The 22,069-nt window shown below is 73.6% G+C and carries 18 protein-coding genes; 6 read left to right on the forward strand and 12 right to left on the reverse strand.

The features are described 5' to 3' along the window. Positions 1-22: 22 nt before the first annotated feature. The 3 genes from ACTWP5_RS25080 to ACTWP5_RS25090 form a co-directional block, all read right to left on the reverse strand. A complete protein-coding gene (locus ACTWP5_RS25080) occupies positions 23-1,786 on the reverse strand; it encodes an IucA/IucC family protein (protein WP_443223377.1) in 1,764 nt (587 codons plus the stop codon). A gap of 121 nt (positions 1,787-1,907) precedes the next feature. Beyond that, positions 1,908-2,564 carry a GNAT family N-acetyltransferase gene (locus ACTWP5_RS25085; protein ID WP_443223378.1) on the reverse strand — a complete coding sequence of 219 codons (657 nt, stop codon included), beginning with the start codon at positions 2,562-2,564 and terminating at the stop codon, positions 1,908-1,910. A gap of 91 nt (positions 2,565-2,655) precedes the next feature. Then, positions 2,656-4,632, reverse strand: a complete 1,977-nt coding sequence (locus tag ACTWP5_RS25090; RefSeq protein WP_443223379.1) for an IucA/IucC family protein — start codon at positions 4,630-4,632, stop codon at positions 2,656-2,658. Positions 4,633-4,941: 309 nt separating this feature from the next. Here ACTWP5_RS25090 and ACTWP5_RS25095 point away from each other — a divergent pair, with 309 nt between their 5' ends. Then, positions 4,942-6,153: a trypsin-like serine peptidase gene (locus tag ACTWP5_RS25095; protein WP_443223380.1), complete on the forward strand. Its 1,212-nt coding sequence runs from the start codon at positions 4,942-4,944 to the stop codon at positions 6,151-6,153. Positions 6,154-6,259: 106 nt separating this feature from the next. Here the strand turns inward: ACTWP5_RS25095 and panD are convergent, their stop codons facing one another. The 7 genes from panD to miaB form a co-directional block, all read right to left on the reverse strand. Then, positions 6,260-6,682, reverse strand: coding sequence for an aspartate 1-decarboxylase (gene panD / locus ACTWP5_RS25100; RefSeq protein ID WP_443223381.1), 423 nt, complete (start codon positions 6,680-6,682; stop codon positions 6,260-6,262). A 147-nt stretch (positions 6,683-6,829) separates the two neighbouring features. Continuing rightward, on the reverse strand, positions 6,830-8,254 hold the full coding sequence (hflX, locus tag ACTWP5_RS25105) for a GTPase HflX (protein WP_443223408.1): 1,425 nt from the start codon (positions 8,252-8,254) through the stop codon (positions 6,830-6,832). 257 nt (positions 8,255-8,511) lie between these two features. Next, positions 8,512-10,779 carry a RelA/SpoT family protein gene (locus tag ACTWP5_RS25110; protein ID WP_443223382.1) on the reverse strand — a complete coding sequence of 756 codons (2,268 nt, stop codon included), beginning with the start codon at positions 10,777-10,779 and terminating at the stop codon, positions 8,512-8,514. Between the two features lie 243 nt (positions 10,780-11,022). Beyond that, positions 11,023-11,517: a hypothetical protein gene (locus tag ACTWP5_RS25115; protein WP_443223409.1), complete on the reverse strand. Its 495-nt coding sequence runs from the start codon at positions 11,515-11,517 to the stop codon at positions 11,023-11,025. A 108-nt stretch (positions 11,518-11,625) separates the two neighbouring features. Next, positions 11,626-12,576 carry a tRNA (adenosine(37)-N6)-dimethylallyltransferase MiaA gene (miaA, locus tag ACTWP5_RS25120; RefSeq protein ID WP_443223383.1) on the reverse strand — a complete coding sequence of 317 codons (951 nt, stop codon included), beginning with the start codon at positions 12,574-12,576 and terminating at the stop codon, positions 11,626-11,628. 84 nt (positions 12,577-12,660) lie between these two features. Continuing rightward, the gene (locus ACTWP5_RS25125) at positions 12,661-13,395 is read right to left on the reverse strand and encodes a hypothetical protein (protein WP_443223384.1); all 735 of its coding nucleotides are present in this window, start codon (positions 13,393-13,395) and stop codon (positions 12,661-12,663) included. Between the two features lie 4 nt (positions 13,396-13,399). Continuing rightward, the gene (gene miaB, locus ACTWP5_RS25130; protein WP_443223385.1) at positions 13,400-14,905 is read right to left on the reverse strand and encodes a tRNA (N6-isopentenyl adenosine(37)-C2)-methylthiotransferase MiaB; all 1,506 of its coding nucleotides are present in this window, start codon (positions 14,903-14,905) and stop codon (positions 13,400-13,402) included. Between the two features lie 133 nt (positions 14,906-15,038). On the opposite strand from miaB, the gene ACTWP5_RS25135 reads away from it, so the two are divergent. Next, a complete protein-coding gene (locus tag ACTWP5_RS25135) occupies positions 15,039-16,037 on the forward strand; it encodes a TAXI family TRAP transporter solute-binding subunit (RefSeq protein WP_443223386.1) in 999 nt (332 codons plus the stop codon). Here the strand turns inward: ACTWP5_RS25135 and ACTWP5_RS25140 are convergent. After that, positions 16,027-17,487 (reverse strand): sensor histidine kinase, encoded by a 1,461-nt coding sequence (locus tag ACTWP5_RS25140; protein WP_443223387.1) that lies wholly within the window; start codon positions 17,485-17,487, stop codon positions 16,027-16,029. The two genes, ACTWP5_RS25135 and ACTWP5_RS25140, sit on opposite strands and share 11 nt — an antisense overlap. 70 nt (positions 17,488-17,557) lie before the next feature. Further along, positions 17,558-18,289 (reverse strand): response regulator transcription factor, encoded by a 732-nt coding sequence (locus ACTWP5_RS25145; protein ID WP_443223388.1) that lies wholly within the window; start codon positions 18,287-18,289, stop codon positions 17,558-17,560. A gap of 230 nt (positions 18,290-18,519) precedes the next feature. Here ACTWP5_RS25145 and ACTWP5_RS25150 point away from each other — a divergent pair, with 230 nt between their 5' ends. The 4 genes from ACTWP5_RS25150 to ACTWP5_RS25165 all read left to right on the forward strand — a co-directional run bounded on the left by ACTWP5_RS25150 (position 18,520) and on the right by ACTWP5_RS25165 (position 22,009). Then, entirely contained in the window at positions 18,520-19,305 is a 786-nt protein-coding gene (locus tag ACTWP5_RS25150; RefSeq protein ID WP_443223389.1) for an amino acid ABC transporter ATP-binding protein, read from the forward strand. A gap of 89 nt (positions 19,306-19,394) precedes the next feature. Beyond that, on the forward strand, positions 19,395-20,264 hold the full coding sequence (locus ACTWP5_RS25155; RefSeq protein ID WP_443223390.1) for a glutamate ABC transporter substrate-binding protein: 870 nt from the start codon (positions 19,395-19,397) through the stop codon (positions 20,262-20,264). A gap of 114 nt (positions 20,265-20,378) precedes the next feature. Continuing rightward, positions 20,379-21,053 carry an amino acid ABC transporter permease gene (locus tag ACTWP5_RS25160; protein ID WP_443223391.1) on the forward strand — a complete coding sequence of 225 codons (675 nt, stop codon included), beginning with the start codon at positions 20,379-20,381 and terminating at the stop codon, positions 21,051-21,053. Further along, positions 21,050-22,009: an amino acid ABC transporter permease gene (locus ACTWP5_RS25165; RefSeq protein WP_443223392.1), complete on the forward strand. Its 960-nt coding sequence runs from the start codon at positions 21,050-21,052 to the stop codon at positions 22,007-22,009. The genes ACTWP5_RS25160 and ACTWP5_RS25165 overlap by 4 nt, the downstream gene beginning before the upstream one ends. The last annotated feature ends 60 nt before the right edge of the window (positions 22,010-22,069 follow it).

Here is a 22,069-nt window from a genome sequence, read left to right on the forward strand (position 1 = left end):
CCGCCGCGCCATCTCGACGGCTTCAGACACGGTGCAGCGGATTCTGGACGGTCCCCCGCACGGCGGCGTGCGGACGCTCGGCCCGGTCGCGGTATCCGTCGAGGTAGAGGCGGTTGCGGTTCAGGCAGAGCCTCGCGATCCGAGGAGTGAGCAGGTCAAAGGCCGCGAAACGATCCTTCAGCTCGGGGAAGCGCCGCTGGTAGCGGAGAACTTCCGCCCGGACGAGTGACCAGAACTCGACCTCCGGCACGTCGAGATGCTCCTCCCACAGCGGCGCGAGATACCGGAACACCCCGATGAAGAGTCCGGCGTGAATGAACTGCGTCAGGAAGTCGGGCCGCTCCCGCAGCAGCACCCTGGCCACCGCCTCCGGCATCGACGCGGTCTCCTCGAAGGGCTCGGCACTGACGTTCACGTCGTCCACGAAGTCCTTGACGGCCATCCGCACGGGGACGTCCCGCTCGTCGAAGACGACGATGGTGTTCTCACCGTGCGGCGAGAAGACGGTGCCGTAGCGGTAGAGGAAGTGCAGCAGCGGCGGGAGCAGGGCCTCCAGCAGGGCCCGCAGCCAGTCGACCGGCGCGAGCCCGGAGCGGCGGACCAGTTCGGCGGACAGGCAGCCGCCCGCCGGGTCGGTGGCCAGCAACGCGGCGAGGGTGCGGGCGCGCTCCCCCGGCTCCAGGTAGGGCCCGAGGGGCTCGCGCCAGATGCAGCCCAGCAGCTCGCGGTACTGGTAGGGCACCCCGGGCAGCCCGTCGTAGAGGGGGTGCCGGACGGCGACGGACGCGGTCTCGCCGAGCAGGATCACGCGCGTCTCCTCGGCGAGGAACGGGTCGCCGTCGCGGAGCCCGTGGATCCATCCGGTGACGGCGGGGGCGGCGAGGGTGCGTTCCGTGGGCAGGCCGCGCCAGACGAGGGTGTTGAGGATGGACAGCGGAAGCTTGACGGTGCGGGCGGCGGGCCGGGAGACGTTGAGGAAGGTGCGGATGGACTGCTGCGGCAGCCGCAGCTCGCCGTCGCTGGGCAGCGGTATGAGGGCACGCTCGGCTATCTGTGGCGCGAAGAGCGGGGCTATGGTCTCGTCCCACTGCCAGGGGTGGACCGGCAGCCACAGGTAGTGGTCGGGGTTGCGTCCCTGGTCGGAGACGGTCCGCGCGAACGTGGCGCGCGTGGGCTCGGCCAGCTCCTCGTCGTAGAGCCGGTCGGGCGTGGCGAGGGCCGGCACCCCGCGGTACTGGGCGAGGTCACGGTGGACGGCGAGCCAGGGCAGTGCCCTGGGCGCGCGGGCCTCCGGTGCCCAGCGGGTCGCGTCGGAGGTGGAGAAGCCGAGGCGGCCCTTGTTGGCCACCAGCCAGGGATGACCGGTCTGGTGGCCCTCCAGCCGCGCGTAGTCGAGGTCGGCGAGCTCGGCGACGCTGGGCGCCGACGCGTCCAGCACCACGTCGGCGCTCAGCGTCGCGGTGAGCTCGCGGATGAGGTGGCCCGTGGTGTCCCCCGCGAGGCCGAGGAGGCCGTCGTGGGCGTGGGCGACGAAGGCCAGCGGGTCGGCCTCGGGGGTGATGGAGGCGGCGTCGACGAGCCAGTGACCGTAGGCGCCGCGTCGGGCGCGGAAGCGGTAGCTCAGCTGGGGGGTGACGGGCAGCCGGTAGGCGTCGGGCGCGGCCTCGTCGTGCTCGGGGGTGAGAATGCCTTCGTAGGCGAACTCGCCCAGCATCTTGGCGAACAGGCGGCGTGCCGCCTCGTGCCACGCCGCGGCCTCGGGCCCGGCTGGCGGGATCGGGGGCATCGGGTTCTCCTCTCGTTGCCGGTGGGTTGCGTCGTTGCCAAGGGTTTCGGTGTCAGCGGTTTCGGTGCTGGAGGGGCCGTTGCCGGGGCCTTCGCCGGTCGGTTGGCGGGTGCGGGCCCGGTCAGCGGGCGCGCAGCATGATCGCGGCGCGCTTGTCGGGCAGTTCGGCCTCGGCGACCTTGCGGAATCCCGCCGCGCGGAAGGCGGCGACGCTCGCCGCGTTCTGCACGTCCGGTTCGGCCACCACCCGCCCGCACCGCGGCCGGTGCCGGAGCACGAGCTCGGCCACGGCCCGCAGCAGCACCGTGCCAAGACCCCGACCACGGTTCCGGGCGCCGCCGATGAGGAGGTGGACCCCCGTGTCGTGGGGGTGGCAGGGGAAGTGGCGCGCGAGGGGGTCGAGGTCGGCGCGGTAGAGCTCCCAGTAGCTCATCGGGGTGCCGTCCAGCACGCCGAGACAGGGCAGGCTACGGCCGTCCCCCCGCAGCTGCTGACGGATGTGGGCGGCGGTGCGCTCGGCCGGCCCGGCCAGCTCCCAGAACGCGTCGACCACCGGGTCGTTCATCCACGCGGCCAGGAGCGGCAGGTCCCGCGCCAGCCGGACCGGCCGCAGCCGGAAGGAGCCGGCCGAGGTGACGACGGGACCCCAGCGCGCGACCCCGTCCAGCGGGTCGACGGTCGGTGGCGGGCCGCCCGGCGGCCGACCGGTCACCGGGGACGGCGATGGCGGGGGCGACGGGGACGAGGGCGGGGGTGCCTGGGATAACGGCGACGACATCGGGTCTCCTGCCTCGGGGGCACGGTGCGGTGGGACGGACGGCCGGCGGAGGCCAGGGCCGGTGGAGCCGGCGGGGCCGGCGGCGCCGGGCTCAGCGGGCGGCGAGGGGGTTGCGGATCGTGACGTAGACGGACTGACCGTCCACCGGCCCGACCAGCTCGTCGAGGCCGTGGATCCGGGTCAGCAGGTTGGCCTTGCAGCGCAGCGTCGGGGACTCCAGCAGGTGGGTCGTGAGCGGCGAGACGGGCCCTCCGCCCCGCGCGGTCTCGCCGAGGAAGCGGCGGAACGCGGCGATCAGCAGCTCCTCCTCGGCGAGCCGCTCGGAGCCCAGGGCGCCGATCAGGCCGAAGACGTTGTTGATCGCGAGGTAGTACGCGAAGCGCTCGGTGGCGACGGCGTCGGTCACGAAGGTGTCGGAGGCGTCACCGATCCCGGGAAGTCGCCGCTGGAGCGCGTCGCGGTGCGAGGCGCGGAAGTAGTACCCCTGGTTGTCCCGGTACCAGCCGCCGGCGGGCCATCCGTCGGCGTCGAGCAGCACGAGGGTGTTCTGCTGGTGCGCCTCCAACGCGACGCCGGCCTCGGCGTCGAGCCACAACACGGGCTCGACGACGACGCGCAGGTACCGCAGCAGCCACTCCACGGCGACCGCGCTGGTGGAGCGGCCGGCGCGGTCGGCGAGTGCGCCCACGAGCCGGGCGAGACGGGAGTGCGTCCCCGCCTTCGGCTGGCCGGGCCAGGGGCGCGGCGTCGTCAGGGCCGCCACGCACGTCACGTCGTCCTCCGGGCCGAACGGGCTCTGCCGCAGCACGACGTCCATGCCGGGCAACGGCCGCCCGTCCTCGTCGTTCACCCCGAGCCATGCGGGGTCGCGCAGCACGTCGAAGCCGTGGCCCCGGCCGAACGCGTCACGGCGCCGTCCGGCCAGGCCGCCGCTGAGCAGCCGGTGCACCTCCACGCCACGGTGGAGCTCCTTGCGGAGGTTCTCGCGGCGGGAGTTGGTGATGTCCAGGCCGAGGGAGAGCTTGAGCATGGCCGGGGCGCCCGGCTGGTGGACCGTCCGCACGGAGGATGTGGGGTACCACGGCTCGCCGTGCTCCCCCAGGTCGTGGAGCCTGCCGTCGGCCAGCAGCCGGGCGACGGCGGAACGCCGCGTCACCTCGCGCGCCTGCCAGGGGTGGAGAGGCAGGGGCACGGTGTCCGGAGGGAGCGCGAGTTCGCCACCCGCGAGCCGCGCGGCGAGGGCGGGCGCCGGCACGGTCGCGCCGTCCTCGCGCCAGGCCGAGTCGGCCGCGAGCACCGAGCGGTGCACGGCCATCCAGTGGAGCCGGAAGGCGCCCCCGAGCTCGGGTGAGAAGCTGCGGGCCTCGGCGCCGGCGAGCCCTTCGCGGCTCTTGGGCGTGGGGTGCAGGGGGTGGCCGAGGACCAGGGACTGTTCGGCGAGGAGGAACGGGGGACGGCCGGCCGTCGGAAGGTCGGCGGTGCGACGTGCCGCGAGGAAGACGCCCGTGCGGCGCACCGAGTCGGCGACCCGGCCGGCCAGGTCGACGACGCCTCCCCCGCCGCCTCCGCCAGCCGTACCCCCACCGCCACCGCCGACGTCCGACGGCGCGGCGGCCTCGCGGGCCAGGAGCACCGCGAGCGTGACGGCGTCCACGGCGGCGGCCCGGGGGGCGGCACCCGCCAGGACGGGACGACCGAAGCGGTGCCAGCCCGTCGCCGACCAGTAGAGCACCGGCACCAGGAGGGTGACGCCCGAGGCCGCCAGCGCCAGCCGCAGACACCCGTCGGCGGGCCGCGCGATCCCGCGCTCGCGCAGCCAGCAGCGCAGCAGGTTCTCCACGCCGGCGGCGTCGGCGGCGCGGTCCGCGTCGGGATGGTCCAACGGGTCGGCCGGCTCGTGCGCTCCCTCCCGCGCGTGCGCGCCCGCGGCGGCGGGCTCGGGAGCCGTGGTGACGGCGGCGTGCCGCGGCTGGCGGAGGCCGGCGGTCTCCGCCAGCCGGGTCAACCGGTGGCGCGACGGCTGGCGTTCACGGGCTGGGCCGCGGTCGCGGCGGGAGGATGCGGTCATGCGGGATACGGCACCTGCGCTCGGCGCGCCCGGTCGGCGCGGCCACGCGGTGCCTGCCTCCTTCGTCGCCTGGTCGTTCCCTGACGTTGCTGGTCGCGGCGCACCCAGGGCGTGCCGCCATTCGTGTTAACGACACCGCGCCTCCGGGATCACGGCCCCGTGGCAAGATCCTTCGCGGCCCGGGCCGGAACCGGGGACCCCGCCACGGCCGTCTGGATGGTCAACGGCATAGTGGAGGGCGCTCCGCCCCGGTGGAGCGCGTGCCAGGACGTCCCAACCCAACAAGCACCAATCAGGGGGAGTTCACCCATGTCATCGATTCGCAGGCGGCCAGGGCGCCGCCGCGCCGCCATGGCAGCCACGGCGCTGGCCGCCTGCCTCGCGCTCACCGCCACCGCCTGCAGCGGCGATGACGAACCCGGTGGCGGCGGAGACGTCACGGATCCGAGTGACGACGCCGCGGCAGACGACCGAGTCCAGGACATTCTCGACAACCTGCCGTTCGAGGTGGACCTCGACGCCTGGACGGAGGGCGAGTGGCGGAACTGGGACGAGGACCGGTGGCTGAGCGAGCTCGGCGACTTCATCAACCCGATCATCGAGGACCTGTGGAACCCCGACCGCTTCGGTGAGGCGGAGGACCCCGACCAGGACATCGACGACGAGCAGATCGAGGAGGACCCGAGCCCGCCGGAGTCGGACGACCCCGACGACGACCGCGGCATCACCGACCCGCAGCCGGAGTACGTCGAGGCCGCCGCCGTGCCGGCCCCGTACCAGGACCTCGGCGTGCCCGCGGGCCGGGTCTTCTTCGACACCCCGGAGGGCCCGATGGTCTGCTCCGGCACGGTCGTCTCGGATCCCGCCAATCCCGGCCAGTCCAACCTCGTCGCGACGGCGGGCCACTGCGTGCATGCCGGCACCGGCGGCGGCTGGTACCGCAACGTCATCTTCGTCCCGTACTACAACCCCGGTGCCCTCTCCGCCGAGGAGCTCGCGCAGGCCCCCTTCGAGGAGGTCGCGCCCCACGGCATCTGGTGGGCCGACTACGTGTCGACCACGCAGTACTGGGTGGACAACGGCGCGGCGGTCGGCGGTGGCGGCGCCCACGGCGACTTCGCCGTCATGTCGGTCCAGCCCGAGGAGGGCGGCAACCAGTCCCTGGAGGAGCTGGTCGGCGGCTCCGTGCCGGTCAACTTCGACGCCCCGGCCGTCTCCGGCCTCGGCGATGTGACCCTCTACGGATACCCCGCGGCCGCGCCGTACGACGGTGAGCTGATGTACAGCTGCGCGGGCACCCCGGCGCGGCTGTCGCTCGACGCGACCATGCCCGTCATGTACTGGGCCGGCTGCTCGATGACCGGTGGTTCCTCCGGTGGCCCGTGGCTGCGCACCGGCGACGGCGGCGGCCTCGAACTGATCTCGGTCAACTCGATCGGCGACATGGAGTCCACCTACCTGGCGGGCCCGCGGCTGGAGGACGAGGCGCGCGGCGTCTTCGACGACGTGAGCAGCCAGTAGGTCCCAGGTCCCGCGGCACGTCCACGGCACGCGCCACGAACAGCGGCCCGGCATCCCTCGCGGGGGTGCCGGGCCGCCTGGCGTGTGCGGCCGTCGGGAACGGCTGTCAGGAGCGGGCGACGGCGTGCGGGCCGCGCGTGAACGGCGCGCCGGGGACCGGCTCGGAGGGGTCCGTGCCGCGCCCGACGACGCGGTTGTGCTCGTCCACGTGCACCACGGTGGGGCGCAGGCGGCGTGCCTCGGCGTCGTCCACCTGCGCGTAGCTGATCAGGATGACGAGGTCACCGGGCTTGACGAGGTGGGCGGCGGCGCCGTTGATCCCGATCACGCCGGAGCCGCGCTCGCCCTCGATGACGTACGTCTCCAGCCGGTTGCCGTTGTCGATGTCCACGATGTGCACCAGCTCGCCCGGCAGCAGGTCGGCGGCGTCCATCAACGCGGCGTCGACGGTGACCGAGCCCACGTAGTGCAGGTCGGACTCGGTGACGGTGGCACGGTGGATCTTCGACTTGAACATGGTGCGCAACACGATGCACGTACTCCCTGTGACGAAAGGTCGCGCTCTCCGTGGAGATGCGCGCCGACGGGCCTGCCCCATGCTAGGGCCTGCCCCAGCAGGGGGGCAGGCCCAGGGCACGGGTCAGGAGACCGGATCAGGGCGGCCGTGGGCCGTGCGTCAGGGACGCGCCGGCACGTACGGCTCCAGGAGGGCCGCCAGCTCCTGCGACACCTCCGCCTTCAGGAGGGTGCCCTGCTCGGTGTGCTCCTCGGAGTGCACCTCGCCCTCGGCGTGCACGCGCGAGACGAGAGCGCCCTGCGTGTACGGCACGAGCGCCTCGACCTCGTGGCCCGGCCTCGGCAGCTCCTGGTCGATCCACTCCATCAGCTGCTCGATGCCCTGCCCGGTGCGGGCCGAGACGACGATCGCGCGCTGTTCGGCGCGCAGCAGCCGCTGCAACGTCAGCTCGTCGGCGGCGTCCGCCTTGTTGACGACGACGATCTCGGGCACCTTCTGGGCGCCGACGTCGCGGACGACCTCGCGCACCGCCGCCAGCTGCGCCTCGGGAGTCGGGTGCGAGCCGTCCACCACGTGCAGGATCAGGTCGGCGTCGCCGACCTCCTCCATCGTGGAGCGGAACGCCTCGACCAGGTGGTGCGGCAGGTGCCGCACGAACCCGACGGTGTCGGTGAGCGTGAACGCCCGACCGCCGGGCGTCACCGCGCGCCGCACGGTGGGGTCGAGCGTGGCGAACAGGGCGTTCTCCACGAGCACGCCCGCGCCGGTGAGGCGGTTGAGCAGGGAGGACTTCCCGGCGTTGGTGTATCCGGCGATGGCCACGGACGGTACGCGGTTGCGTCGTCGCTCGCGGCGCTTGATCTCGCGGCCGGTCTTCATCTCCGCGATCTCGCGACGGACCTTCGCCATCTTCTCGCGGATCCGACGCCGGTCCGTCTCGATCTTGGTCTCACCGGGGCCGCGGGTGGCCATGCCACCGCCTCCGCTGCTGGAGCCACCGCCACCCATCTGGCGCGAGAGGGACTGACCCCAGCCGCGCAGCCGCGGCAGCATGTACTGCATCTGCGCCAGGGAGACCTGTGCCTTGCCCTCGCGCGACTTGGCGTGCTGGGCGAAGATGTCCAGGATCAGGGCGGTGCGGTCCACCACCTTCACCTTGACGACGTCCTCCAGGTGGATCAGCTGACCCGGGCTGAGCTCACCGTCGCAGACGACCGTGTCGGCGCCCGTCTCCAGCACGACGTCACGCAGCTCCTGGGCCTTGCCGGAGCCGATGTACGTGGCGGGGTCCGGCTTGTCCCGGCGCTGGATCACGCCGTCGAGCACGAGCGCGCCCGCGGTCTCGGCCAGGGCGGCGAGCTCCGCCAGGGAGTTCTCCGCGTCGTCGACGGTGCCGGAGGTCCAGACACCGACGAGCACCACGCGCTCCAGGCGCAGCTGCCGGTACTCGACCTCGGTGATGTCGGCGAGCTCCGTGGACAGGCCCGCTACGCGCCGCAGCGCCGCGCGCTCCTCGCGGTCGAACTGCTCGCCGTCCGGCGTCTGCGGAGCCTGGGGGTCGGTCATGGCCGCGTCCTCATCCATCAGGGCGTCGGCCCGGCGGCTCACGACGGGACGCTGTGTGTCCTGAGGAAGGGAAGAGAAGGTCAATGCGGTCCTTAAGGGTGAGGGGATTCCGGCTGTCCCGTTCAACGCCCGAGGGGCGTGGAAGATTCCGAGCGGGGCGCCGGCAGGTCGCGCTCGGCACGCACGCCCATGGTGGCACGGGCCCACGGCGAGGTCACGTCGATTAGCGCGCCGAAGCGCGAGGAGGAGCGCCTCGCGCCGCCGGCGCGCGCCGGTCAGCCGGTGGCCTGCGAGGCGCGGGTGACGTCGTAGACCCCGGGCACGCTGCGCATGGCGCGGATCAGCCGGGGCAGGCCCGACGCGTCGGGCAGGCGCAACGTGTAGGTGTGGCGGACCCGCTGCTGGCGGGGGGGTGTGACCTCGGCGTGGAGCACGGCGGCACCGTGGACGGCCAGGGCCTCGGTGAGATCCGCCAGCAGGTGCGGCCGGCCCAGCGCCTCGGCCAGCAGGGTGACCCGGCAGCCGACTGAGGCCGAGCGCCAGCTCACCGGCAGCTCGGGGCGGCCGGAGGCCACCATCCGCACGGCCGCCGCGCAGCCGTCGCGGTGGACGGTGACCGTGCCGCGGCGCACGGCGAAGCCACGGACCGTGTCGGGCGGCACGGGGGTGCAGCAGCCGGCGAGCCGCACGCGCGCGTCGGGCACGCCGGCGACCTCGGCCGCCGGCTCGTGACCCGCCTGGTCGGCGTCTGCGTCGGCATCGCGCCCGTCTGCGTCGCTCCGTGTGCCGGCGGGAGGACGGGCGCGGTCCTGGCCAACGGGGGTGGGGGCACCGTCCGTGGCCCTGCCGGCGGGCGGCGCCGCACGCTCCCCGCCCTTCCCCGCCTTCCCGGTCTCCCCGGCCCTCGCCGCCTCTTCGGCCCGTTCGGCCTGCTCCGCGTCCAGCCAGCGGCGGATCGGGATCCGCGCGGCCGGCGTCGTGGCGTACTCCAGCCACTCGGGCGAGGGTCCCGAGGTGCCCTCCGGAGCGAGCAGCAGCCGCAGGGTGTCGCCGTCGCGCAGGACGGTGCGCAGTGTCGCCAGCCGCCCGTTGACCCGGGCGCCGACACAGGCGTGGGCGGCGTGGCCGTGGCGCGCGTAGGCCGCGTCGACGCAGGTGGCGCCGGCCGGCAGGTGCAGCGGCCCCTCCTCGGGGGCCTCGGTCGCCTCGGCGGCCTCGGCGAACACGGTGATCTCGCGGTCCCTGGCGAGGTCGTCGCGGAGCTCGGTCCAGAAGGTGTCGGCGTCGGGCGCCTGCCGCTGCCACTCCAGCAGGCGCGACAGCCAGCCGGGGCGGGTGGGGTCGGCGCCCTCCGCCGACTCGCCCGTCTCGGCGTCGCCCGCCCGGTGCGGGTCGCCGAGGGCGACGACGCCGTGCTCCGCCACGCGGTGCATGCGGTGGGTGCGGACGAGCACCTCGGCCACGCGCCCCGAGGCGTCGGCGACGGCGGTGTGCAGCGACTGGTAGAGGTTGAACTTCGGGGCCGCGATGAAGTCCTTGAACTCCGCGGTCAGCGGGGTGAAGCAGGTGTGCAGCTCACCGAGGACGGCGTAGCAGTCGGCGTTCTCGGCGACGAGGATCAGCAGCCGGCCGAAGTCGCACGGGCCGGGCTCGCCGCGTTTGAGCCGGAGGCGGTGGACGGAGAGCACGTGTCGGGGCCGGATCTTCACCTCGGCGGCGATCCCGGCCTCCCGCAGCACGGCCCGGACCTCCTCGGCGACCTCCCGCAGCGGGTCGGGCCGCCGCTGGTGGAGCCGGAGCAGTTCCTCGGCGCGGGCGTGCTCCTCGGGGTTGAGGATGGCGAAGACCAAGTCCTCCAGCTCGGTCTTGACCGCCTGCACCCCGAGCCGCTCGGCGAGCGGGATGAGCACGTCGCGGGTGACCCCGGCGATGCGGGCCTGCTTCTCGGGGCGCATGACGCCGAGGGTGCGCATGTTGTGGACCCGGTCGGCGAGCTTGATCGACATCACCCGCACGTCGCTGCCGGTGGCGACGAGCATCTTGCGGAAGGTCTCCGGCTCGGCCGCGGCGCCGTAGTCCACCTTCTCCAGCTTGGTCACGCCGTCGACGAGGTGGGCCACCTCCTCGCCGAAGTCGGCACGGACCCGCTGGAGCGTCACCTCGGTGTCCTCGACGGTGTCGTGGAGCAGGGAGGCGGTCAGGGTCGTGGTCTCGGCGCCGAGTTCGGCGAGGATGAGGGTCACGGCCAGCGGGTGGGTGATGTACGGCTCGCCGCTCTTGCGCATCTGGCCCCGGTGCGCGGCCTCCGCCAGCACGTACGCGCGGCGCAGCGCGTCGAGGTCGGCGCGGGGGTGGTGACGCCGGTGGACCTGGGCGACGTGCTCGATGGCGTCGGGGAGCCGGTCCCGCGCGGTCGCCGTGCCGGCGCGGAGGAACGCGGCGCGGCCGAGCTTGCGCAGTCCCAGCACGTCGCGGCGGTGGCCGCGTCGCCTGGTGGCGCGGCCGGGAGCGGCGTCGCTGGGCGTGGTCGCCTCTGCGGTCATGGGGGGCACCTCCCGCGGTCGTGGACCGGACCGCGGCCGTTTCCCCGTGGCATCCGTGAGTCCCGTGTCAGATGGTCCCCGGGTGGTCCCCGCAGCGGCGCCGGTGCTTGATGCTACCGAGCGCGCGAGGTGCCGCCGTCCAACTCCCGCCCGTCTCGCGGCACATCACCCTTGTGAGTGACGAATGTCCCATCAAAGCTGGCTGAAAGAAGGTGGTCTGAGCGGCCGTCCGTGGGCTCCGGCTCAGCGGAGGGCGGCGACGCGCCAGACGGCGAGGGCGGCGAGAACGCCCACGATCGCCGCGTAGAGCAGGACCATCCGCCAGTCGGGGCGGGCGTCCGAGCCGCGTGCCGGCAGCCCTGGCCAGGTGTGGCCGACGCGGCGGGCGGCCATCATGCCCCAGCCGGCGGCGCTGCACCCGAGCAGCAGGCCCAGCATGGCGACCACGGCGCCCGTCTCGTCGAACGCGAAGGCGAGGGGGAAGGCGAACATCAGGGAGCCGAGCAGGCCCAGGAGCACGATGGGGGCGAGCTGTGTCAGCCGCAGCCGGCGCGAGGGGCGGAGCTCGCCGTAGGACTCCCCGGCGCCCTCGCCCGCGAGGGCGGCCTCGCCGTCGAGCCGGGCGCTGTCCAGGGGCGTCGTGTCCAGTGACGGCGCGTCGTCGAGCGGATCGCGTTCCAGGCGCCGCCCCGGAATGCCATCCGTCCTGCCGTCGCTCTCCCGAGGGCCGGCCTCCATCGCCACGCGCCCTCCTTTGTGAACGCCCTACGGCCGCAGCCTTGGTCGATGATGGCACGCTCCGCCCCCGGCACCGCCCGCCAGGAGCGTCCCGATGCCATCACGTGATCAGGATGTGACCGTCCGTTCGACGAGCTCCCAGGCCCGCTTCGTCGCCTCGCCCGAGGCGGCCTGCTCGGCGTCCAGCCAGTGGACACGGTCGTCGCGACGGAACCACGACTCCTGGCGCCGGGCGAAGCGACGGGTGGCCCGCACGGTCTCCTCCCGCGCCTCCTGGAGGGTGCACGCGCCGGCGAACGCCGCCAGCACCTGCTGGTACCCGAGGGCGCGCGAGGCGGTGCGGCCCTCGCGCAGGCCGACGCGCTCCAGCGCGCGTACCTCCTCGGGCAGACCCGCGCGCCACATCCGGTCCACCCGCAGCGCGATCCGCTCGTCGAGCTCGGGGCGCTCCACGGCGAGGCCCAGCTGAAGGGCCGGATAGACGGCGCGGTCCTCGCCCGGCGCGGGCAGGCGCGCGGTGAACGGCTGGCCCGTGAGCTCGATGACCTCCAGTGCCCGCACGACGCGGCGGCCGTTGCTCGGCAGGATGGCGCGGGCGGCCGGCGGGTCGAGGGCGGCGAGGCGGGCGTGGAGCGCGCCGCTGCCCTCGCTGGCCAGCTCCGCCTCCAGGCGGGCCCGGACCTGGGGGTCGGTGCCGGGGAAGTCGAGCTCGTCGATCGCGCCGCGGACGTAGAGGCCGGAGCCGCCGACGAGGACGGGGGTGCGGCCGGCCGCCAGCAGCTGGTCGATCCGGGCCCGCGCCAGGCGCTGGTACTCGGCGACGCTGGCGGTCTCGGTGACGGGCCACACGTCGAGGAGGTGGTGCGGGACGCCACGGCGCTCGGCCTCGGTCAGCTTGGCGGTGCCGATGTCCATGCCGCGGTAGAGCTGCATGGAGTCGGCGTTGACGACCTCGCCGCCCAGGCGCTCGGCGAGGTCCACGGCGAGGTCGGACTTGCCCGCGGCGGTGGGGCCGACGACGGCGACGAGCCGCGCGGCGGCGGCGGTACGGGGGGACACGCGGCCAGTCTCGCAGACCCCGGTGCGTCGGAGGGCTCTCGCCGGGGGCCGGCCGACCGGGAGCCGCCCGGGGGGCCGCGGGACTCAGGACCAGCAGGCCACGAGGTACCCGACGCCGTAGGGCGCGTCGTCGTGCAGCAGCCGGCCGCGGAGGGTGACGTCCTCGGCGGCGCCCGCCAGCAGCTGCCAGCCGGGCCGGCCCGCGACCATCAGCTCCGCCGCGAGCTCCGCGTCGAGCGCGGCCAGGGCCGCGCTGTCGGCCGTGGCGAGCGCGCGGGCGACGGCGGCGTCGAACGCGGCGGCGCGGTCGTCGTGGGCGCCGGGGGCGCGGGGGGAGCGACGGGCGCTGCCGTCGCCCATCACCAGCAGCGCCAGGCGACGCCTGCCGGCGGCCAGCTCGCGGCCCGCGGCGAGACACCGCGCCGGGTCGAGCGACGCGCCGAGGGCGAGGCCCTCGACGGGGGCCGCGCTCCAGCCGGCGTCGGCCAGCAGCCAGGCGCCGACGGCCAGGGACGGGGGCAACGGGTGCTCCTCCGACCCGGCCGGCTCGCCCTGCCGGCCCGGCCCGACCCCGCCCAGCGTGACGTCGAGGTCGACCCCGAAGCCGCGGAACGAGCCCCGCGTGCCGGCCGGGAAGACGCTCCGGCCGGGCCCCTCCGCGGGGCCCACGACGACCAGCCGGTCGGGCCGGGCGTCGGCGAGCACGGCCAGCGCGTCGCGGCAGGCGGCGCGTGCCTCGTCGAGCTCGGGCGAGGCGCCCCGCGCCACCTGGGGAACGAGCAGGGGCGGGCAGGGACAGACGGCGGCGGCGGTGAGCACGGGATCAGGACAGCGCGCAGCCGCCGTGCGCCGGCTGGGGCTGGGGCGGTGGGGCGCCGACGGTCGGCAGGCCGAGCATCACACCCGGGCCGCTGTCCTGCCGCGGTGCCTGGGTGCGCCGCTCCCAGGCGTCGCCGGCCGGGGTGCGGCGCACCGCGTCGACCCGGCCCTCGGCGAGGAGGTGGTGCGGCGCCGCGTAGGTGATCGTGACGGTGGCGACGTCGCCGGGGCGTGGGGTGAGGCCCGGGTCCTGCGGGCGGGTGAAGTGGACCAGGCGGTTGTCCGCGGCGCGACCGGACATGCGGCGGGTGGCCTCGTCCTTGCGGCCCTCCCCCTCGGCCACCAGCACGTCGACGGTCCGGCCGACCTGGCGCCGGTTCTCCGCCCAGGAGATCTCCTCCTGGAGCGCGACGAGCCGCTCGTAGCGGTGCTGGACGGTCTCCTTCGGGACCTGCCCGTCCATCTCGGCGGCCGGCGTGCCGGGGCGCTTGGAGTACTGGAAGGTGAAGGCCTGCGCGAAGCGGGCCTCGCGCACCACGTGGAGCGTCTGCTCGAAGTCCTCCTCGGTCTCGCCGGGGAAGCCCACGATGATGTCGGTGGTGATGGCGGCGTCGGGGATGGCCGCGCGGACCTTCTCGATGATGCCGAGGTACCGCTCCTGGCGGTAGGAGCGACGCATGGCGCGCAGCACCGTGTCGGAGCCGGACTGCAGGGGCATGTGCAGCTGCGGCATGACGTTGGGCGTCTGGGCCATCGCCTCGATCACGTCGTCGGTGAAGTCCCGCGGGTGCGGGGAGGTGAAGCGGACCCGCTCCAGGCCCTCGACCCGGCCGCAGGCCCGCAGCAGCTTGGAGAACGCCTCCCGGTCGCCGATGTCGGAGCCGTAGGCGTTGACGTTCTGGCCGAGGAGGGTGATCTCGATGACGCCCTCGGCGACGAGGGCCTCGACCTCGGCGAGGATGTCCCCGGGACGGCGGTCCTTCTCCCGGCCGCGCAGCGCCGGCACGATGCAGAAGGTGCAGGTGTTGTTGCAGCCCACGGAGATCGCGACCCAGGCGGCGTACGCGCTCTCGCGGCGGGTGGGGAGCGTGGAGGGGAACGCCTCCAGCGACTCGGCGATCTCGACCTGCGCCTCGCGCTGGACGCGGGCGCGCTCCAGCAGCACCGGCAGGCGGCCCACGTTGTGGGTGCCGAAGACGACGTCGACCCAGGGGGCGCGGCGCACGATGGCGTCGCGGTCCTTCTGGGCCAGGCAGCCGCCGACGGCGATCTGCATGCCGGGGTGGGCGGCCTTGCGGGGGGCGAGCTGGCCCAGGTTGCCGTAGAGGCGGTTGTCGGCGTTCTCCCGGACGGCGCAGGTGTTGAAGACGACCACGTCGGCCTCGTCGGCTCCGGCCTCGGCGCGGACGTACCCGGCCTGCTCCAGCAGGCCGGCCATGCGTTCGGAGTCGTGGACGTTCATCTGGCAGCCAAACGTCCTGAGCTGGTACGTGCGCGCGGCTTCCGGCATGGCGTGAGGCTCAATCCGTGTCGATCCGGGATCAGATGCGAACGGCCGCGGCGGAGCGCGACCGGTCGTCTGGAAAGTCTACGTGGCCGCCGTGGCTTGCCCAGGCTGGTGGTCTGCCCGCAGGATCGACGGCATGTTCTCCCTGTCCCCGCCGCGCCGCCGGCGCCTGCTGGTGTCGCTCGGCGTCGGCGTGATGCTCGTGGTGCTGGGGGCGCTGCTGTGGCGGCCGCTGTTCGGGGGCGGGCCCCGGCTGCCGGAGGAGATCGTCGTCAGCACGGGCACCTCCAGCGGCGTGTACACCCGGTACGGCCAGCTGCTGCGCGAGCAGCTGGCGCGGGAGGAGCCCGAGCTCACCGTGACGCTGCGCGACAGCGAGGGATCGGTGGACAACATCGCCCGGCTGGTCGCCGGCGAGGCCGACGTCACCATCGCGACCGCCGACTCGCTCGCCGCCTACCAGCGCTCGGGCGGCGAGGGGGCGGACCGCCTGCGGGCCTGCGCCCGGCTCTACGACGACTACCTCCAGCTCGTCGTCCCCGAGGACTCCCCGGTGCGCACCGCCGCCGACCTGGCCGGCCTGCGGGTGGGCGTCGGTCAGGACAGGTCGGGGGTGCAGCTGGTGACCCGGGAGCTGCTGGCCGCCGCCGGGCTCGACATGGACAGGGACCTCACGGCCGTGCGCAAGGGCATCGACGCGACCCCGCGGATGCTGGAGGCGGGACGGCTCGACGCGTTCTTCTGGTCGGGCGGGCTGCCGACCACCAGCGTCGAGCACCTCTCCCGGCTCTCGGACGTCCGGCTGGTGCCGCTCGGCGACCTGCTGCCCGAGCTGCGCGAACGCGGCGGCCACCGCATGTACTACCGCGCGGCGGTCATGCCGCCCGACGCCTACCCCCGGATCGCCGGCGGCCAGGCCGTCGACACCATCGCCGTGGCGAACCTGCTGGTGACGACGGCCGCGGCCGACGAGGCGCTGATCGAACGGGTCACGCGGTCGGTGATCAACGGACGGGACCGGATCGGCGGGGAGGTGCACGCCGCGCAGCGGGTGGACCTGCGCACCGCCATCCACACCCAGCCGCTCGACCTGCATCCGGGCGCGGTGACGTACTACCGCTCGGTCAAGCTGTGAGCGCCCGGCGCTCGGCCGGGGGCGGCGGATGCGGGTCGTCGGCGGGCTCGCGGGGCAGCCGCACGGTCACCCTCAGGCCGTGGGGCTCGTTGCGGGCGTAGGAGATGGTGGCGCCGCCGGCCGCCAGCAGCGCCGCGACGATCGACAGGCCGAGGCCGGAGCCGGAGACGTTCTGGTGGCGGCCGCTGCGCCAGAAGCGGTCTCCGATGCGGCCGAGTTCCTCGTCGGTGAGTCCGGGGCCGTCGTCGACGGTCTCGATCGCCACCCGGCCGCCCTCGGAGGTCACGGTGACGGTCACCCGGCCACCGCCGGGGGTGAACTTCACGGCGTTGTCGACGATGGCGTCCAGGGCGCTGGCCAGGGCCACGGGGTCGGCCCAGCCGGTCACGGCCCCGGGGCCCGAACGCCGCAGCGTCACGCCACGGCGCTCCGCCACGGGCCGCCACGCGGCTATGCGGTCGGCGGCGAGCGCCGCCACGTCGGTGACGCGCGGATCGGCGCGGCTGTGCTCGGCGAGCGCGAGGTCGAGCAGGTCGTCCAGCATCCGCGCCAGCCGCTTGCCCTCGGCCCGCACCGAGGCGACCTCGCGGCTGGCCTCGCCGTCCTCCGGCAGCTTCATGCCCAGCAGGTCGATGCGCAGCAGCAGCGCGGCGAGCGGGTTGCGCAGCTGGTGGGAGGCGTCGGCGACGAAGGCGCGCTGTTGCTCCAGCACGGCCTCGACGTGGTCGGCCATCTCGTTGAAGGAGCGGGCCAGCCGCCGCAGCTCGGGCGGGCCGCCGGCGGCGGCGACGCGCGAGGTCAGCCGGCCCGTGGCGATGTCGTGGGTGGCGCGGTCCAGCACGCGGACCGGCCGCAGCACCCAGCGGGTGAGGCGGAACGCGGCGCCCACGGCCATCAGCATGGCGCCGGCCTCGACCGCGGCGATGGGCAGCCAGCCGGCGAGGATGCGCGAGCGCAGCGGCCCCGTGGGCGAGTCGGTGACGACGACGGCGATCACGTCGCCGTCCCGGATCACGGGGGAGGCGACGACGAGCCGCCGGTCGGTGTCCCAGGGCCAGATCTGGCCCGGCTGGTGGCTGCGGCGGCCGGCGAGGGCCTCGGCGAAGTCCCTGCCCGTCACCCCGCCGGGGACCGCCCAGCCGTGGGGGGCGGTGGTCATCGGGCGGCCGTCGCGGTAGAAGACGCCGGCACGGATGCCGTAGACCTCGTGGTAGCGCTCCAGCTCCTGGCGGAGCGTGGTCAGCGGGTCACCCGTGCCGGCGGAGACCGTGCCGGGCCTGGCGTCGGCGGCGAACTGCGCCAGGGACGCGAAGCGGGCGTTGTCGTCGATCCGGTCGACGACGACCCGCTGCTGCTCGGAGCCGGCCAGGCTGATGGCCAGCGGGACGCCGAGGGCGAGGAGCACGCCGGTCAGCAGGCAGGTCAGCAGGGGCAGGAGGCGTGAGTGCATGGGTGGGCCTCGGGTCCGGGCGCGGGTGGGCGCGGCCGGGTGCGGTCGGGGGGCGAGGGACGGGGGGCGGTCAGGGGGCGGGGGGCGGCGCCAGCCGGTAGCCGACGCCACGGACGGTCTCGACGAGCTCGGGGTGGCGCAGCTTGGCGCGGAGCGAGGCGACGTGGACCTCCAGGGTGCGTCCCGTTCCCTCCCAGCTGGTCTGCCAGACGTCGCTGATGATCTGCTCGCGCCGGAAGACGACGCCGGGCCGCTGGCCGAGCAGGGCCAGCAGGTCGAACTCCTTACGGGTCAACGACACGGGGTCGCCGTCGACGCGGACCCGGCGGGTGGCGAGGTCGACGGTGACCGGGCCGAGGGCCAGCACGCCGTCGACGCGGCCGGCACCGTTGCCGGTGGGCGCGCCCGCGGCGGTCTCGGCGGGGTGGCCGCCCGCGTGTCCGCCGCCGGTGCGCCGGCTGACGGCGTGGATGCGGGCCAGCAGCTCGCCGGTGTCGTAGGGCTTGACCACGTAGTCGTCGGCGCCGAGGTTCAGGCCGTGGATGCGGGACCTGACGTCGGCGCGTGCGGTGACCATGATCACCGGGACCTGGCTGGCGCGACGGATCCTGCCGCACACCTCGAAGCCGTCCGCGTCCGGCAGGCCGAGGTCCAGCAGCACCACGGCGAAGGGGCCCTCACGGAGCAGGTCGAGCGCCTCCTCGCCGGAGGAGGTGTGGACCACCTCGAAGCCGTGCTTGCCGAGCACGCCGACCAGGGCGGCGGCGACGTGCTCGTCGTCCTCGACCAGGAGCAGGCGCACTCCTCACCCCCTTCTTCGGGTGATCTTCCGTTTTCGGGCTTCTTCGGCACTCTCGGGCTATTCTTCCTCGCCCCACGTCCTTCCGTGGTCCTCCGAGGATCCCCGGCACACTCACCGAACGCAGCAGCGCTCGACCAGATCGTTATCCTCAATTTCCGCTCAACTCTGCTGACGCGGTATGGCACCGTCGTTAAGGTCCCTGCAACCAACGAGGATGGAGCAGCCCCACGATGAGCGACGCATCGCTGACCAAGGACCCGGAGGACGCCAAGCCCACGGCGGAGGACCTGGTCGTCCTGGACAGCGTGAACAAGCACTTCGGTGCGCTCCACGTGCTGCAGGACATCGACCTCACGATCAAGCGGGGCGAGGTCGTCGTCGTGATCGGCCCCTCGGGCTCCGGCAAGTCCACCCTGTGCCGGACCATCAACCGGCTGGAGACCATCGACTCGGGCACGATCCGCATCGACGGCGAACCGCTGCCGCAGGAGGGCAGGGAGCTGGCCCGGCTCCGTGCCGACGTGGGCATGGTCTTCCAGTCCTTCAACCTCTTCGCGCACAAGACCGTGCTGCAGAACGTGATGCTCGGCCCGGTCAAGGTCCGTCGGGAGCCCAAGGAGAAGGCCGAGAAGCGGGCCCGCGGCCTGCTGGACCGGGTGGGCGTCGGGAACCAGGCGGACAAGTATCCCGCGCAGCTCTCCGGTGGCCAGCAGCAGCGCGTCGCCATCGCCCGCGCGCTGGCGATGGAGCCGAAGGTGATGCTCTTCGACGAGCCCACCTCGGCGCTCGACCCCGAGATGATCAACGAGGTGCTGGAGGTCATGCAGCAGTTGGCGCGGGAGGGGATGACGATGGTGGTCGTCACCCACGAGATGGGCTTCGCCCGCTCCGCCGCCAACCGCGTGGTATTCATGGCCGACGGCCGGATCGTCGAGGAGGCCGACCCCCACCAGTTCTTCGACAATCCGCGCAGTGACCGGGCGAAGGACTTCCTGTCGAAGATCCTTCAGCACTAGTACGCCGGACTGGTCGGCAAAGCCTCGTCCGTGACCTTCTCGTCCGTGACCACAGCTGAAGACCAGACCTCAACCACAAGGACTAACGCATGAGAATCCGCAAGGCTGGCGCCCTGGCCGCCGCCGTTCTCGCTCTCTCGCTGGCCGCCACGGCCTGCGGCTCCGACGACGACGGCGGCGACGGTGGCGGCGGGAACGGCGGCTCCGGCGGCGGGGGCGCCGAGGAGCTCCGCATCGGCATCAAGTTCGACCAGCCGGGCCTGGGTCTGCAGGAGCCCGGCGGCGGCTACTCCGGCTTCGACGTCGACGTCGCGACCTTCATCGCGGGCGAGATGGGCGTCGAGCCGGAGAACATCGAGTGGGTGGAGGCGCCGAGCCCGGACCGCGAGTCCATGCTCCAGCGCGGCGACGTGGACTTCATCGTCGCGAGCTACTCCATCTCCACCGAGCGGCAGGACCTGGTGTCCTTCGCCGGCCCGTACTTCCTCGCCCACCAGGACCTCCTGGTCCGCACCGACCAGGAGGTGAGCGAGGACGCCATCAACGACATGACGCTGTGCTCGGTCACCGGCTCCACCTCGGCGCAGAACGTCGTGGACTCCATCGCGCCGGACGCCGACCTGCAGGAGTACAACACCTACTCCGAGTGCCTGCCGGCCGTGCAGAACGGCACGCTCGACGCGCTGACCACGGACGACTCGATCCTCGCGGGCTACGCGGCACAGGACCAGTACGAGGGCCAGTTCAAGCTGGCCGGCTTCAGCCTCAGCGACGAGTACTACGGCGTGGGTGTGGCGAAGGACGACGAGGCGCTGGTCGAGGAGATCAACACCGCGCTCCAGACCATGATCGACGAGGGCGCGTGGGAGGAGGCCGTCGAGGCCAACTTCGGCCCGGCGAACTACGAGTACGAGCAGCCGCCGACGATCGGGGACTTCTCCTTCCTCGAGGAGGAGTGACCTGAGGCGCGGCTGAAGAGCGGCGCATGACGCGTGGCGCGCCCACCGCCCGACGTGTGGCGGGCGCGCCACGTTCCTTTTTCCGAGATCCCCTAGGCGAACCTGCGAGAACTCGTGTTCGACTTCCTTGATCTAGACCGTTACGACCTGTTCGGGGCGTTCTGGACGACGGTGCAGCTCACCGTCTTCTCCGCGATCGGCTCGCTGATCTGGGGAACGATCCTGGTCGCGATGCGGGTCAGTCCCGTCCCGGTGATGCGGGCGTTCGGCACGATCTACGTGCACGTCTTCCGCAACACCCCCCTCACCCTCGTCCTGGTGGCCTGCGCCCAGTTGCTGGCGTACACGCTGAGCATGACGATGTGGGCCGACTTCGGTACCGACACCCTCGCGTTCCGGATGGCGGTGCTCGGTCTCGTCCTCTACACCTCGACCTTCGTGTGCGAGGCGCTGCGCTCCGGCATCAACACGGTGCCGGTCGGCCAGGCCGAGGCGGCCCGTGCGCTGGGGCTGAGCTTCTTCCAGGTGCTGACCCTCATCGTGCTGCCCCAGGCGTTCCGCTCCGTCATCGGCCCGCTGGCCAACGTACTGATCGCGCTGACCAAGAACACCACGGTCGCCGCCGCGATCGGCGTCGCCGAGGCGGCCTTCCTCATGCGGGAGATGATCGAGAACGAGGCGCAGCTGATCCCGATCGTCAGCATCTTCGCCCTCGGCTTCATCATCCTGACCCTCCCGACCGGCCTGCTCCTGGGCCTGGTCGCCAAGCGCGCGGCGGTGAAGCGATGAGTGACCTCTCCGTTCTGTACGACGCCCCCGGCCCCAGGGCCCGCGCGCGGAACACGCTGTACACCGTCGTCTTCCTCGGCCTCCTCGCGCTCGGTGCCTGGTGGGTGTGGGGGGTGCTGTCCGACAAGGGGCAGCTGGAGTGGGACCTGTGGAAGCCGTTCTTCACGGACTCCGACATCTGGACCACCTTCCTGCTGCCGGGCCTGTGGGACACCCTCGTCGCCGCGTTCCTCGCCATGGTGATCGCCCTGCCGCTGGGCGCGGTCCTCGGCATCGGGCGGCTGTCGGAGCACCGGTGGATCCGGCTGCCGGCCGGCGTCGTCGTCGAGTTCTTCCGCGCCATCCCCGTCCTGGTGCTGATGCTCTTCGCCAACGAGGCCTACGCCATGTGGACCGACCTCGACCCCGCGTCGCGGCCGATGTACGCCATGGTGACGGGCCTGGTCCTCTACAACGCCTCGGTGCTCGCCGAGGTGGTGCGGGCCGGCGTCCTGGCACTGCCACGGGGCCAGAGCGACGCGGCGATGGCCATCGGCATGCGCAGGAGCCAGACCATGGTCAGCGTGCTGCTGCCGCAGGCGGTCACCGCCATGCTGCCTGCGATCGTCAGTCAGCTGGTGGTCATCCTCAAGGACACCGCGCTCGGCGGCGCGATGCTCAGCACCACGGAACTGCTCGGCACCGTCTCCCTGATCAGCGCGAACTACGCCAACCTCATCGCGGCCGTCACCGTGGTGGCGTTGATCTACATCCTGGTGAACTTCCTGCTCACGAGCTTCGCGAGCTGGCTGGAGGGCCGGATCAGGCGCGGCAAGCGCTCCACCGGCACCGTGCTGGTGGCGGGTGTCGGGGACGCTCTCGACGCGGAGCGCCCAGGCCAGGGCGTGGTGGCTGTCGGCGGCGGCGCCGTGGGCGTGGGGGCACAGGACGAGGACAAGGAGGACCGGGCGGGCTGACCGGACTCGGTGCCGTCCACCAGCGCTGACTTGACGGGTGAACACCCGCTGGGTTCCATA

Source organism: Streptomyces sp. 4N509B, from assembly GCF_052245655.1.
Taxonomy (GTDB): Bacteria; Actinomycetota; Actinomycetes; order Streptomycetales; family Streptomycetaceae; genus Streptomyces.